The organism is Mesorhizobium sp. STM 4661, assembly GCF_000359125.1.
Classification (GTDB): Bacteria; Pseudomonadota; Alphaproteobacteria; order Rhizobiales; family Rhizobiaceae; genus Mesorhizobium.
The window spans coordinates 181,448-194,484 of record NZ_CAAF010000047.1 but is presented as its reverse complement, the minus strand read 5'-3'; the positions used below and the strand labels follow the sequence as shown (position 1 = coordinate 194,484).

Genomic DNA, 13,037 nt, shown 5'->3' with positions numbered 1-13,037 from the left:
ACATATCGTGAGTTTGTGACAGGTCTAGACCAAAGCCGCCGACTTTGGAACCATTGATGTCCGCTCAACCGTCAAGCCCGGCAATCACGCCGGCCAGCACGGCAAGGAGTTCGCCGCTGCCGGCGGCCAGCGCGCCATGGCGGATCACCTCGCCGGCATAGCGCGGCGCGCGACCGTTCTGGTCGAGCAAGGCGCCGCCGGCCTCGCGCAGGATGAGATCGGCAGCGGCAATATCCCAGTCATGCGCGCTGGGTTTGACGAAGGTCGCGTCGAGTGTGCCGTTGGCGACCATCGCCAGCCGGTAGGCGAGCGAAGGAATGTAGGGCACGCGGTTCAGCCGGCCTTGCCATTCCGGCGGCATCAGGTCGATCATCGGCTTCGGTCCGCCGATTTCCACGGTGTCTGCCGGCTGACGCACGCGGATCGGGTCGCCATTGCGGAAAGCGCCTGTGCCGGGCAACGCCCAATACGTTTCTTCCCTGGCCGGGCATTCGAGCACGCCGGCCAGCGTGCGGCCGTCCTCGACGACGGCGACGCTGACGCACCAGGAGCGAAGGCCTTCGAGGAAGCCGCGCGTGCCGTCGATCGGGTCGACGACGAAGGTGCGGCGCGCGGCAAGCCTTGCCGGATCATCGGCCGTTTCCTCCGACAGCCAGCCATAGTCCGGCCGTGCCGCCAAAAGGGTCTCGCGCAGATAGGCGTCGGCGGCATGGTCGGCCTCGCTCACCGGCGAGGTGCCGCCCTTCATCCACACTTGCGGATTCTTGCCGAAATAGCGCATGGCGATGACGCCCGCCTCGCGGGCGGCGTCGCGCAGCAGCGGCAGATCCTCGCTGGCCCCGGCTGCTGTGACCGGATCAAGCTCCGGCAAGGGTCATTCCTTCGATCAGCAGCGTCGGCGCCGCGGTGCCGAAATTGCGGTCGAGATCGCTGGCGGGAACCATGGTGAGGAACATGGTCTTCAGGTTCGAGGCGATGGTCACTTCCGCGACGGGATAGGCGAGCTCGCCATTCTCGATCCAGAAGCCGGACGCGCCGCGGCTGTATTCGCCGGTCACCATGTCGACGCCCTGGCCGAACACTTCGGTGACGTAGAAGCCGCTCTTGAGCGACTTGATCAGGTCTTCCGGCGTTCTTTCGCCCGGCTCGATGGCGAGATTGGTCGAGGACGGCGAGACGGAGGAGCCGCCGCGCGAGCCGCGCCCATTGGTGATAAGGCCAAGTTCGCGCGCGGCCGAGGTCGACAGGAACCAGTGGTTCAGGACGCCCTTCTCGACCATGAACAGCTTTTCGCCCTCGATGCCCTCGCCGTCGAACGGACGCGACGCCTGGCCACGGCGCCGCAGCGGCTCGTCGGTGACGGTGATCGCGGCCGCAGCCACCTGCTTGCCCATCATGTCGCGCAGGAACGAGGTCTTGCGCGCCACGGACGCGCCATTGATGGCGCCGGCGAGATGGCCGGCAATGCCGCGCGCGACGCGCGGGTCGAACACCACGTCGACCGGCCCGGTCGCCGCCTTGCGCGCGCCGATGCGACGCGCGGCGCGTTCGCCGGCCTTGCGGCCGATATCCGCCGGTGCGTCGAGGTCGGAAAAATGCTGGCGCGAGGAGAATTCATAGTCGCGCTCCATGCCGGTGCTCTCGCCGGCGATGACGCTGGTCGAGCGCGAAAAGCGCGACGCCACATACTGGCCGACGAAGCCGTGCGAGGTGGCAAGCACCAGCCCACCCAGGCCCGCGCTGGCGCCGCTGCCGGCCGAATTGGTGACGCCCTTGACGGCCAGCGCCGCGGCTTCCGCGGCGAGCGCTGCTTCCTTCAACTGGTCGGCGGAGACTTCCGTGGCGTCGAACAGATCGAGGTCGCGCGGCTTTTTGACGAGAAGCGCCGGATCGGCGAGGCCCTGATAGGGATCTTCCGGCGAGACCTTCGCCATCGCCACGGCGCGCTCGGCGAGCACCTTCGGGTCCGACGCCGCCGTCGCCGAGACGCTCGCCACCCGCTTGCCGACGAAGACGCGCAGCGAGACATCCTCGCTCTCGGACGCCTCGGTGGCCTCGACCTTGCCAAGCCGCACCGACACGCCTGTCGAACGGCCGCGCACGGCCACCGCGTCGGCGGCATCGGCGCCGGCGCGCTTGGCCGCCTCGACCAGGGCGGCGACGCGGTCGGTCAATTTCGCTGCGTCGAGCGTATTGGTCATAGTAATGATCCTGCTTTTTCAGCCGGGGCGGCCATTGCAGCACCATCTATTGTTCCAATGCCGCTTCTGCAATGGGCGAAGTGGCATGTGCGCCACTCCGACCACCGACTGGTGGCCGGCTCTGCCCTTGGACAGTGAGCGCAGGGCACAGCCCAATGCAAGCCCGTCAACATGAGCAGATGCATTGCGTTCTGCGACCGCACGCTGGATAGTTTCGGCAATGTTGCAGGCCCTAGCGACCCACTGGCCCCAGATCCTCGCGATCATTTCAGGGGTGATGGCGACAGTCGGCATCGTCCATGCCGTCATGACGAAGGAAGACGTGCGCGCCGCCACCGGGTGGGTGGGCGTGATGCTGCTTTCGCCATTCCTTGGCGCAATCATCTATGCCATCGCCGGCATCAATCGAATCCGACGCGCAACGATCAGCGCCATGCGGCCCTTTCCCAGCGAGGCGGCTTCGGCAAAGCACGACCGCGACATCGCCACGGAGGCATTGATCACAGCACAATACGGCCAGCGGTTTACTGGACTAAAGACATTGGGCGACAGGGTGGCGCGGCGCCCTTTCACTTATGGAAACACGATCTCGGTCCTGAAGACGGGCGATGAGGCCTATACGGCTATGTGCCGGGCGATCGACGGCGCCGCGCGCAGTGTCCTTCTCGAAACCTACATCTTCGACAATGACGCCGTCGGGCGGCTTTTCGTCGAATCGCTCACCAGCGCTGTCCGCCGCGGCGTGACCGTGCGCGTGCTGATCGACGCCGTAGGCGTGCGCTACTCGGTGCCCAGCATCCTTAAGCAGCTCAAGGAGGCGAGCGTCACTGTCGATCTTTTCAACGGCAATATCGTCATGGGCCTGAGACTTCCCTATGCCAATTTGAGAACCCACAGGAAAATCCTGGTCATCGATGGCATGGTTGCGTTCACGGGAGGCATGAACATCCGCAAGGGCTTTTCAGCCGAATTCGCGGGCTCCGACAGCTCCAGGGACACGCATTTCCAGGTCACCGGGCCGGTGGTCGCCGACCTTTTCTCGGTTGCGGCCGAGGACTGGCGTTTCGCCGGCAACGAGACACTGAAAGGCGACACCTGGCAGATAGAAGACCTCTCGCCGCCGCCCGGCCAGCCGATGCTGGTGCGCGCCGTGGCAACGGGGCCGGATGCCGGCAACGAAACGAATCACAAATTGCTGATCGGGGCATTTTCCGTTGCCCGCAAATCGATCCGCATCATGTCGCCCTATTTCCTGCCGGACCGGGAACTGATCAGCGCGCTGACGACAGCCGGCCGGCGCGGTGTCGAAATCGATATTGTCGTGCCAGCCGTGAACAACCTTTTCCTCGTCGACCGCGCGATGACGGCCCAGCTCGACCAGGTGCTGAAGCACTATTGCCGCGTGTGGCGCCACCAGGGCTCGTTCGACCATTCAAAGTTGATGTCGATCGATGGCGTGTGGGCCTATGTCGGATCGTCCAATCTCGATGCCCGGTCGCTCAGGCTGAATTTCGAGATCGATATGGAGGTTCTCGACACGGGCTTTGCCTCGGAGGTCGAGGAGAGGATCGGTTCGGCTCTCGCCTCCGCCGTGCCCGTAACGCTCGAAGCCCTGCGAGCACGACCCTTCATCGTTCGCCTGTTCGACCGTGTGCTGTGGTTGGGATCGCCCTATCTCTAGAAGCAAGGAAACAATAGCAGACACATGCAAAAAAACGGACGCAGCCTTCAGGAGACCGTGCTCGTATCGATCCGCGGCAGAAAGGCGCGAAAGGCAAAATCCGAGCAGCGCAAGCGGATTGACGACACCGAAATGGTGGTCGCCTCCTATAACGTCCACAAATGCATCGGCGTCGACCGGAAATTCGATCCCGAACGCACCGCTCGCGTCATCCGGGAAATCAGCCCGGATGTCATCGCGCTGCAGGAAGCCGACAACCGATTCGGTGATCGTGCGGGGCTGCTCGACCTTGCCCGCCTCGAAATGGAAACGGGGCTGGTGCCGGTGCCGATTACCGGAAACGGCAAGGGACATGGCTGGCGCGGCAATTTGCTTTTGTTCAAGCGCGGTACCGTGCGCGACGTGCACCAGATCAAGCTGCCGGGGCTCGAGCCACGCGGGGCGATCGTTGCCGAGATCGATCTCGACCAGAAACCGACGCTGCGCGTCATCGCGGCCCATCTCGGCCTGCTGCGCCACTCGCGCTCCGAGCAGGCCCGTGCCGTGCTCGATATCATGAGCAGCGCCGACGAAAGGCCGACGCTGCTGCTCGGCGATCTGAACGAATGGCGGCTCGGAAACCGCTCCGCGCTGAACACGCTGCACACGACTTTTGGCCCGTTGCCGCCGGCGGTTCCCACCTTTCCATCGAGCCTTCCGCTGCTGGCGCTCGACCGGATCATGGCCAATCGGCACGGCATGATCTCGACCGTGGAAGCTCATGACACGCCGCTGTCGCGGGTTGCCTCCGATCATCTGCCGCTTACGGCTTTCGTGCACCTGTAGCAGCCAGCCACCTGTGGGTGGGCACTCGAATTCAAAAGCTCACAGCTAGAGCGGTTCATCGTTTCACAGAAACGCCGAACCACTCTATCTCTTTGTTTTGACGCAATTCCGGACGGAAAACCGTTTCACACTTTTCCTGGAATTGCTCTAGGAGCTCGGAAGGCCTGCTCTCGACAGCATTTCGAGCAACCGGGAGTGGCGATGGTCCTTCACATAGCGTGGCAAAAAGCCAGGGCAGACATTGCTCAGAAGGCTTGAGGCGGGGCGCCGATGACGGCCAATCTCCCCCCTCGAGGGGGGAGATTAGCAGCTCACCCCACCCTCTTCCCGCGCCTGCCCTTCACAGCCACCCCCGCCCTCGCCTCCATCACCAGCTCGATCTCCCGCTTCAGCTCGTCCTTGATATCGACCGTTTCGTTCATCAGGGCGTCGATCTTCATGAAGTCGAGCACGCGGTATTTCGACACCGCCGGGCGCACCAGAATGTCGGGGCGGCACTGTTTCAGCTTGTTGGCGATGATCGACTGCATCATCAACTGCGTGGCGCCGAACATCAGGTCGACGGAGGTCGGGTGCTTGCGCTCGGCCTCGGTGGGCGCGCCGACGACGTCGACGGCGATGATGATGTCGGCGTCCTTTTCAATCAGATCGAAAGGCACGGGGTTGTAGATGCCGCCGTCGATCAGCAGGCGGCCGTCGCGCATCACCGGGCGGAACACGGCGGGAATGGCCGCCGAGGCGGCAAGTGCGGAATGCAACTCGCCGTCGCTGATCACTTTCAGCCTGTGGCCGTAGTAGTCGGTCGCCGTCACCTTCAGCGGGATCTTCAATTCGGCGAAGCTTTCGGGGATGGCGTCGGGCAGGAATGCCCTGAGGATGCGCTCGACATTGAACTGGCTGACGCGCAGGCCGCCCTGCAGCGCCTCGGCGAAGGTGCCAGGCCTGGCGCGCCACATGCGGGTGGCCACCTCGACCCGGCGCGAGAGGACCGAGCGCGTATAGTCCTGCATGTCCTTGCCGGTCATGCCCGCGGCCATGCCGGCGCCCATGATGGCGCCGATCGAGGAGCCCGATATCGCCACCGGCCTGATGCCGAGCTCGTCCAGCGCCTCGATGACATGGATATGCGCCAGCCCGCGCGCGCCGCCGCCGCCAAAGGCGATGCCGAAGGTGGGGCTCATCCCTTGCCCCCCAGGGCCGGGCCGACGACCATGATGGAAGGCTCGGGCGACAGCAGCTTTTTCGCCACCGCCTTGACCTGGTCCAGCGTCACGCCGTCGATCAGGGCGGCGCGGCGCTGGATATAGTCGATGCCGAGCTTGTCCAGCTGCAGTTCGAGCAGCGTCGCGGCGATGGAGCTCGAGGAATCCAGATTGCTGATGGCATAGGCGCCGACCATGTATTTCTTGGTCGCCTCGAGTTCGGCTTCGGTCGGGCCCTGCTCGGCCATCTCCTTGATCACCTTGCGCACCAGCGCCAGCGTCTCGGCCGCGCGGTCGGAACGCGTCGCGGTAGTGACGACCAGGGCATTGGCATGCCGGTGGTCGACCAGGCCGGAGCTGACGCTGTAGGCCAGGCCGCGCTTTTCGCGCACTTCTTCGTAGAGGCGCGAGGTGAAGGCCGAGCCGCCGAGGATCTCATTCATCAGCGCGGCGGCGAAGAAATCCGGCGCCTCGCGGTTGACGCCGGGATAAGCGAGCTGCAGCGAGGTCTGCGGCAGGTCGTAATCGACCTCGACAAGCTCCCCGAGCTTTGGATCGACATCGGCGACGGGGGCGAGCGCTTGGCTTTGCGGCAGGTCGCCGAAGACGGCGTCGAGCTTCTGCTTCAGCGTCTCGGCGTCGATGGCGCCGACCACCGCGACATGCAGGCCGCCGCGGGCGAAATTCGCCTTGTGGAAGACGGCGAGATCGGCCGGCATGATGGTGGCGATGCTCTGCCTGGTGCCCTCGTCCGGCCTGGAATAGGGATGCGTGCCGTAGATCGCCCGCAGCCATTTGGTCTGGGCGATGGTGTTGGGGTCGCGCTCGTTGGCGATGATGCCGGACAGGACCTGGGAACGGATGCGGTCGATCGGCGCCTGGTCGAAGCGCGGGTGGTTGATCGCCATGCCGAGCAGGTCGAACGCCCCGTCCCGCTGCTCGGCCAGCATGCGCATCGAACCATAGGTGCCGTCGCGCCGCGCATCGAAGCTCATCTCGGCGCCGACCTCGTCCAGCTTTGCCTGGAAGGCCTCGCTGTCGAGATCGCCGGCGCCCTCGTCGAACAGGCCGGTCATCAGATTGGCCAGCCCCTCCTTGCCCTCGGGGTCCTGCGTCGAGCCGCCATCGAAAGCAAAGCGGATGGCGATGATCGGCACGGAGTAATCCTCCACCAGCCAGGCGGTGATGCCCTTGGGCGAGGTCACCTGCTGGATGTTCATGGCCGCGCGGGCGGTGAGTGGCGGGAGAATGAGGAAGAGGAGGGCGAGGAGGAGGGTGGCGAGAGCAACGCGCCACTTGCCAAGGTCGGCGCTCCCCCTCACCCAGCCTCCGCTTCGCTCGGCTGACCTCTCCCCGTGGGGGAGAGGAGCCTGCCAGCGCCGGCGCAAGCCTCTTCTCCACGGGGAGAAGGTGGCCGCGAAGCGGTCGGATGAGGGGGTCTCGCGAACGGGCATGGGGCTGAGATTCGTCATCATCAATTCCCCGCCTGTGTCTGCGGCAGCAGATAGCCTGTCGTCGAATGGTCGAGCTTGAGATACTTCGCGGCGACGGCCTTGACCTCGTCGGCGGTGACCTTGCGGATCCTGTCCGGCCATTCCTGGACATCCCTGACATTGCCGCCGGTGGCCAATGTCGCGCCATACATGTTGGCCATGTCGTCCTGTTTGTCGCGGGCGAAGATCATCGACCTGATATAGCGGTCCTTGGCCTTCTCCAGCTCGTCCTCGGTGACGCCGCCGCTGGCGATGCGGGCGATTTCGGCGTGGACCGCGGCCTCGACATCGGCCAGCCTGGCGTCGCCGCGCGGCGCGCCATAAACGGTGAAATTGGTGGCGTCGAGCATGGCGCCCTGGAAATAGGCGCCAGTGGCGGCGGCAATGCCTTGGCTGACGACGAGCTGCTGGTAGAGCCGGCTGCGATTGCCGCCGCCGAGGATCTCGGCCAGCAAATCGAGGGCTTCCGCCTCGCCGGGCTTTGCCGTGTGATAGGACGGCACCACCCATTGCGTGGTAAAGGCCGGCACGGAAACGCGCGCGTCGGTCAGCGTCACCGTGCGTCTGGTGTTCTGCTCGGGCTCGATCGGGCGGATGCGCGGCGGCAGGTCCGGGCCGCGCGCGACCTTGCCATAGGTTTTTTCGGCCAGCGCCTTGACCGTTTCCGGCGTGACGTCGCCGGCAACGATCAGCACGGCGTTGTTGGGCGTGTAATATTTGTCGTAGAAAGCCTTGGCGTCGGTGCGGTTCAGCTGCTCCATCTCCTGCATCCAGCCGATCACCGGAATGCGGTAAGGCTGGTTCTGCCAGAGCGTGGCGTCGACCTCCTCTTCCAGCACCGCTTGCGGGTTGCTGTCGATGCGCGAGCGGCGCTCCTCCAGGATGACGTCGCGCTCGGTGTTGATGACATCGTCGGTGAGGATGAGGTTGCGCATGCGGTCGGCCTCGAAGCTCATCATCTCACCGAGCGCGGACGGCGCCACCGTCTCGTGGAAGGCGGTGTAGTCATAGGAGGTGAAGGCGTTGTTGGAGCCGCCGATGGCCGAGACGGCGCGGTCGAACTCGCCGGCGGCATGGTTGGTCGTCGCCTTGAACATCAGATGTTCGAAGAAATGCGCAATGCCGGATTTGCCCGGCGGCTCGTCGGCGCTGCCGATCTTGTACCACACCATATGGGTGACGATCGGGGCGCGGTGATCGGGGATGACCACCACCTCCATGCCATTGTCGAGCAGGAAATTCGTCACCGTGCCATCGTCGGCGGCGAGCGCTGGGGTCGTCGCCAGGGCCAGCGTGGTGGTCAGCAGCGTTCCGCGCAGCCATTCAGAAGGTTTCATCGATGGCTCCGGTTGTCATGGGCGACGATAGGCAGGGTTGAAGGCTGAGGCAAAGTGAATTGTTCGTCATTTTGAAGGCGCCCAGTTCCTCGCCCCCGCTCCATGGCGCATCCGGCAGGACAGAGGCGGGCGCGAAGGAACTCGACCGAACGACCTCAATCGCAATATCTCCGCCCGCTCACCCAACCTCGATAAACCGAACGACGGTCTCGCCATAATCCCGCTCATCCACCACCGAGAATCCCGGCCCAACCTCAAACGGCGCCGCTGCTGCCTCCTCGACCACGCAGAGCGCGCCCGGCAAAAGCCAGCCGCCGGCCTTGGCCGAGCGCAGGGCACGTTCGCCGAGGCCTTTGCCATAGGGCGGATCGGCAAAGACCAGGCCAAAAGCCGAAAGCGTGCCGGCCTCGCCCAAGGCGCTGGCGTCGCGTCGAAAAATCTTGGTGCGGCCGGTGAGCCCGAAAGCCTCGACATTGGTGCGGATCAGGCCGCGTCCCTCGGCCGATTCCTCGATGAAGACGCCATAGGATGCGCCGCGCGACAGCGCTTCGAGGCCGAGCGCGCCGGTGCCGGCGAAGAGGTCGAGCACGCGCGCCCCTTCAAGGCTTTGCGGAAAGCGGTGCGCCAGCACGTTGAACACCGCCTCGCGGGTGCGGTCGGTGGTCGGGCGGATGGAATTGCTGCGCGGCGTCGCCAGCGGACGCCCGCGAAACTCACCGCCGACGATTCTCATCTCGTTCTGGGACCCTTGGGGCCGCCGCCCCGTCGCTCACCGCCCTTGCCGCCGCCATCGGGACGTTCGCCACGCGGCTTGCCGAATGGCTTGGCGCCAGTTGGCTTGCCATAGGCTGGCTTGAACGAAGCCTTGCGTGCCTTGGTCTCGGCCGCCTTGACGGCATCGGCCTCCGCCCTGCCCTTGCCGATCGGCCGCGCGCCCGCCGCCATCCAGACATTGGCCTTGCGCTGGCCAGGCGGCTCGATCGGCCGCTGCTCGCGCTCGGATTTCTTGCCGCCGCCCGGCTTGCCGCCAAAGCGAGGCTTGTCGCCAAAACCGCCACGGGGTTTGTCGCCGAAGCCGCCGCGCTCGGGTCTGGGGCCGCGCTCGCCGAAGCTCTTTTCTGGCCGCGCGCTTCTTTCGGGACTTGTCGAGAGCTTGCCCAACGCCTCGTCGCGGCTGCCTTCCCTGCGCTTGCGGTTCTTGATCAGCCCGCCCTCGCCGATCGGCCGGCGCTCGCCGTCACGCGTGAATTTCGGCCGCTCGACCTCTTCCTGGCGCGGCTCGGTGCGCCGCACCGGCTTGTTGGAGAACGGCTTGGTGATCTCGGCGTCGAAATTGGCGCCGGATTCCTCGACCAGGCGCTCGCCGAGCTGGTCGCGTAGCACCCGGCCCTTGATCTCCAGCACATGGCCCTCCGGCAGCTCGTCGAGCTGGAACGGCCCGTAGGAAATGCGGATCAGCCGTGTGACATCGAGGCCGAGGGAACCCAGGATGTTCTTGACCTCGCGGTTCTTGCCTTCGCGCAGACCAATGGTCAGCCAAGCATTCGAACCCTGCTCGCGGTCCAGGCTTGCCTCGATCGCGCCATAGAAGACGCCGTCGACGGCGATGCCTTCACGCAAGCCGGCGAGCGCGCTTTCCTCGACCTTGCCGTGGACGCGCACGCGGTAGCGCCTGAGCCAGCCGGTGGCCGGCAGTTCGAGCACGCGCGACAGGCCGCCATCATTGGTGAGCAGCAGCAACCCTTCGGTGTTGATGTCGAGCCGGCCGATGGTCATCAGCCGCGGCAAATCGGCCGGCAGCACGTCGAACACGGTTTTGCGCCCCTCTGGGTCGCGGTTGGTGGTCACCACGCCGGCCGGCTTGTGGAACAGAAACAGCCTTGTGCGCTCGATCGGCGGGATCTCCATGCCGTCGAGATGGATGATATCGCCCGGCATGACGTTGAAGGCCGGCGAGGTGAGAGCCCGGCCGTTGACCTTGACGCGGCCGGCCGCGATCAGCTCCTCGGCGTCACGGCGCGAGGCGAGGCCAGCACGGGCCAGCCGCTTGGCGATGCGTTCGCCGGCCTCTTCCGTTGCCTCGGCAGGACGCGAGCGCGGCTTGAAGGTCGATTGGGGCGGCCGATCTCCACCGAAGTCCCGCTTGGGACGGTCGCTAAAGTCCCGCTTGGGACGATCGCCGAAATCGCGTTTGGGACGCTCGAAGCGTCTTTCACCACCCTCCGCCGCGGCAGCAGGCCGGTCGCCGCGCGGCTTGAAGTCGCGCTTCGGCCGTTCGCCTTCGGCTGCCAGCGGACGATCGCCACGCGGTGCGTAAGGCTTGCGCGCGCCGTCGCGCTTCTCATACGGCTTGACTTCCGGGCGCGGACCTTTGTGGAACGGTCTTTCAGCGCGCGCTTCGCCTGGCTCACGCGGCTTGTACTCGCGCTTGAAATCGCGCTGCGGCCGCTCGCCTTCGGCTGCCATCGGACGATCGCCGCGCGGCGCGTATGGTTTGCGCGGACCTTCGCGCTTCTCGAAGGGCTTGCCTTCGGGACGCGGTCCTTTGCGAAACGGCTTGTCGCCGCTTTTGAAGTCGCGCTTCGGCCGCTTGCCCTCGGCCGCTATTGGCCGGGCGCCGCGGGGCGCATAAGGTTTCTTGGCGCCGAAAGACGGCTTGCCGCCCTTGCCGGCGGCGCCATCGCGGCGCGGCCCCGCCGCTCTCGGACCGCTTTTGCCCGGACCTTTCTGGCGCGGGAATTTCTTGTCGTTGTCGTCCATGTGGCCTTTGCTCGTTTGCGCCGCTACAGCGCCGTGGGTCCTCACGGACGCGCAAATGACGCTGCGGTACTTTGATTTTGCGCACGATCCCCAGCGAAAACCGATTCCGGTTTTCGGGGATCATGCGCTAGATAACAGGATCGCCGTCGAGTAGCGAGGGGATAATCGGAATGGAAACCGCGTGAAGCGGCCGGATTTCATGGCGCTGGCGCTGCGCGAGGCCGAAGCCGCCGCCTCACGCGGCGAAGTGCCGGTTGGCGCGGTCGTCGCCAGTGGCGATACGGTCGTGGCAAAAGCCGGCAACCGCACCCGCGAGCTTGCCGACCCCACGGCGCATGCCGAGATGCTGGCGATCCGCGAAGCCTGCCGCAAGCTCTCCAGCGAGCGGCTCACCGGCCACGATCTCTATGTCACGCTGGAGCCTTGCGCCATGTGCGCCGGCGCCATTTCCTTCGCCAGGCTGCGCCGGCTCTATTTCGGCGCCGCCGACGAAAAAGGCGGCGCGGTGGTCAATGGCGTGCGCTTCTTTGCCTCGCCCACCTGCCATCATGTGCCCGACATCTATCCGGGCCTGGCGGAAAGCGAGGCAGCCTTGCTTCTGAAGGATTTCTTCCGGGAGCGGCGCGAACCGTAAGGGCGACAGAAGCCAGGCGGTGTCGCGGAACCTTTTCGATGCCGGCGGGACAGTACCCCCCTCTGGCCTGCCGGCCAGAGGAGGGTGTGAAGGACCGCTACCGCTTTCGTTCTGCAGCGGTGCGCCCTAAGATCTCACCAGGACGGCAGCCAGTCGAACCAGCCGCTGCCGCTCTTGCTCTTGGCGGCCGACTCCTTCTTGAGGCGGCGTTCCTTCTTGTACTCGTCCTCGCCGAGGTCGTTTTGCGGCGCGGTGTCGGAGGCAACGCGATATTGCACGGGCGGTTCGCTGAGATATTTGCGGGTGTTCGGATCACCCTGGTTGGCTTCGGCCTGGCGGCGCTTGATCTCGTCGGCGCGGCCCTTGTCCGAATCCGCCGGTGACCAGGCCGGCGGGTGGCTGGAGGCCGAGTCCGCCATCGCCTTCTTCACCGAGGCCGGATCCGTCTGCACGTCGTCGACGATCTGCGACTGGTAGGACGGGTCGTCCTGATTGGCGGTGGCATCGGCGCGCAGGCGAGCGCGGCGCTGCTCGGGCGATTCGGGCCAGTCGGCGCTCGCCGTCTCGATGCTTTCCTGCGGCGGCGGCAGGTTTTCCTTCTGCCCCGGTCCCGGCTTCACCAGTTCGGGGCGCGGCTTGTAGTCGATCCGTTCCTTGCTCTGGGGAGAGATAGAAAAGGCGCTGGTCAGATCGCCGGCAAGCTGCGCGCCGGCGCTCTTGTCCGTTCCATATGTCGGCGAGCCCATGCAGCCGGAGAGGGCGAAGCCCGATACGACAAGCGGCGCCAGCAGCGCAACGCGCGCGCGAGTTCTCTCGGTCATGCCAAAAAGTTCCACTCTAGACAGCCTCTCGATCGCCACCGGCCAAAGGTCCGGTCCCCATCGTCCATGCACTTGCGACGGAA

11 protein-coding genes are annotated in these 13,037 nt (G+C 65.5%); 3 read left to right on the top strand and 8 right to left on the bottom strand.

The features are described from left to right. Window positions 1–64: 64 nt before the first annotated feature. Together MESS4_RS15130 and MESS4_RS15125 are read right to left on the bottom strand one after the other, a co-directional pair. Window positions 65–871, bottom strand: coding sequence for a 3'(2'),5'-bisphosphate nucleotidase CysQ (locus MESS4_RS15130; RefSeq protein WP_006332233.1), 807 nt, complete (start codon window positions 869–871; stop codon window positions 65–67). Beyond that, a complete protein-coding gene (locus MESS4_RS15125; RefSeq protein ID WP_006332232.1) occupies window positions 858–2,201 on the bottom strand; it encodes a TldD/PmbA family protein in 1,344 nt (447 codons plus the stop codon). The genes MESS4_RS15130 and MESS4_RS15125 overlap by 14 nt, the downstream gene beginning before the upstream one ends. 220 nt (window positions 2,202–2,421) lie before the next feature. On the opposite strand from MESS4_RS15125, the gene MESS4_RS15120 reads away from it, so the two are divergent. Beyond that, window positions 2,422–3,882 carry a phospholipase D-like domain-containing protein gene (locus tag MESS4_RS15120; RefSeq protein ID WP_006332231.1) on the top strand — a complete coding sequence of 487 codons (1,461 nt, stop codon included), beginning with the start codon at window positions 2,422–2,424 and terminating at the stop codon, window positions 3,880–3,882. Window positions 3,883–3,906: 24 nt separating this feature from the next. Next, a complete protein-coding gene (locus MESS4_RS15115; protein ID WP_006332230.1) occupies window positions 3,907–4,707 on the top strand; it encodes an endonuclease/exonuclease/phosphatase family protein in 801 nt (266 codons plus the stop codon). Window positions 4,708–5,018: 311 nt separating this feature from the next. Here MESS4_RS15115 and MESS4_RS15110 read toward each other — a convergent pair whose 3' ends face one another. From MESS4_RS15110 to MESS4_RS15090, 5 genes are all read right to left on the bottom strand, one after another. Further along, complete coding sequence (locus MESS4_RS15110; protein ID WP_006332229.1) at window positions 5,019–5,888, bottom strand: patatin-like phospholipase family protein; 870 nt, start codon at window positions 5,886–5,888, stop codon at window positions 5,019–5,021. Next, window positions 5,885–7,231 (bottom strand): pitrilysin family protein, encoded by a 1,347-nt coding sequence (locus MESS4_RS15105; RefSeq protein WP_036241329.1) that lies wholly within the window; start codon window positions 7,229–7,231, stop codon window positions 5,885–5,887. Before MESS4_RS15105 ends, MESS4_RS15110 begins: the two co-directional genes overlap by 4 nt. A gap of 152 nt (window positions 7,232–7,383) precedes the next feature. Beyond that, entirely contained in the window at window positions 7,384–8,739 is a 1,356-nt protein-coding gene (locus tag MESS4_RS15100) for a pitrilysin family protein (protein WP_006332225.1), read from the bottom strand. 178 nt (window positions 8,740–8,917) lie between these two features. Beyond that, complete coding sequence (gene rsmD / locus MESS4_RS15095) at window positions 8,918–9,472, bottom strand: 16S rRNA (guanine(966)-N(2))-methyltransferase RsmD (RefSeq protein ID WP_006332223.1); 555 nt, start codon at window positions 9,470–9,472, stop codon at window positions 8,918–8,920. Beyond that, the gene (locus MESS4_RS15090) at window positions 9,469–11,499 is read right to left on the bottom strand and encodes a pseudouridine synthase (protein ID WP_006332221.1); all 2,031 of its coding nucleotides are present in this window, start codon (window positions 11,497–11,499) and stop codon (window positions 9,469–9,471) included. Before MESS4_RS15090 ends, rsmD begins: the two co-directional genes overlap by 4 nt. Window positions 11,500–11,680: 181 nt before the next feature. On the opposite strand from MESS4_RS15090, the gene MESS4_RS15085 reads away from it, so the two are divergent. Further along, window positions 11,681–12,133, top strand: coding sequence for a nucleoside deaminase (locus MESS4_RS15085; RefSeq protein WP_006332219.1), 453 nt, complete (start codon window positions 11,681–11,683; stop codon window positions 12,131–12,133). 134 nt (window positions 12,134–12,267) lie between these two features. Here MESS4_RS15085 and MESS4_RS15080 read toward each other — a convergent pair whose 3' ends face one another. Further along, on the bottom strand, window positions 12,268–12,954 hold the full coding sequence (locus MESS4_RS15080) for a hypothetical protein (protein ID WP_006332218.1): 687 nt from the start codon (window positions 12,952–12,954) through the stop codon (window positions 12,268–12,270). Window positions 12,955–13,037 lie beyond the last annotated feature (83 nt).

What these genes read in the sequence shown, in the direction of transcription:
- MESS4_RS15120 (WP_006332231.1), top strand. Translation starts at nt 2,422, where the DNA reads ATGTTGCAGGCCCTAGCGACCCACTGGCCCCAGATCCTCGCGATCATT.
- MESS4_RS15115 (WP_006332230.1), top strand. Translation starts at nt 3,907, where the DNA reads ATGCAAAAAAACGGACGCAGCCTTCAGGAGACCGTGCTCGTATCGATC.
- MESS4_RS15125 (WP_006332232.1), bottom strand. Translation starts at nt 2,201, where the DNA reads ATGACCAATACGCTCGACGCAGCGAAATTGACCGACCGCGTCGCCGCC.
- MESS4_RS15080 (WP_006332218.1), bottom strand. Translation starts at nt 12,954, where the DNA reads ATGACCGAGAGAACTCGCGCGCGCGTTGCGCTGCTGGCGCCGCTTGTC.
- rsmD (WP_006332223.1), bottom strand. Translation starts at nt 9,472, where the DNA reads ATGAGAATCGTCGGCGGTGAGTTTCGCGGGCGTCCGCTGGCGACGCCG.
- MESS4_RS15110 (WP_006332229.1), bottom strand. Translation starts at nt 5,888, where the DNA reads ATGAGCCCCACCTTCGGCATCGCCTTTGGCGGCGGCGGCGCGCGCGGG.
- MESS4_RS15100 (WP_006332225.1), bottom strand. Translation starts at nt 8,739, where the DNA reads ATGAAACCTTCTGAATGGCTGCGCGGAACGCTGCTGACCACCACGCTG.
- MESS4_RS15090 (WP_006332221.1), bottom strand. Translation starts at nt 11,499, where the DNA reads ATGGACGACAACGACAAGAAATTCCCGCGCCAGAAAGGTCCGGGCAAA.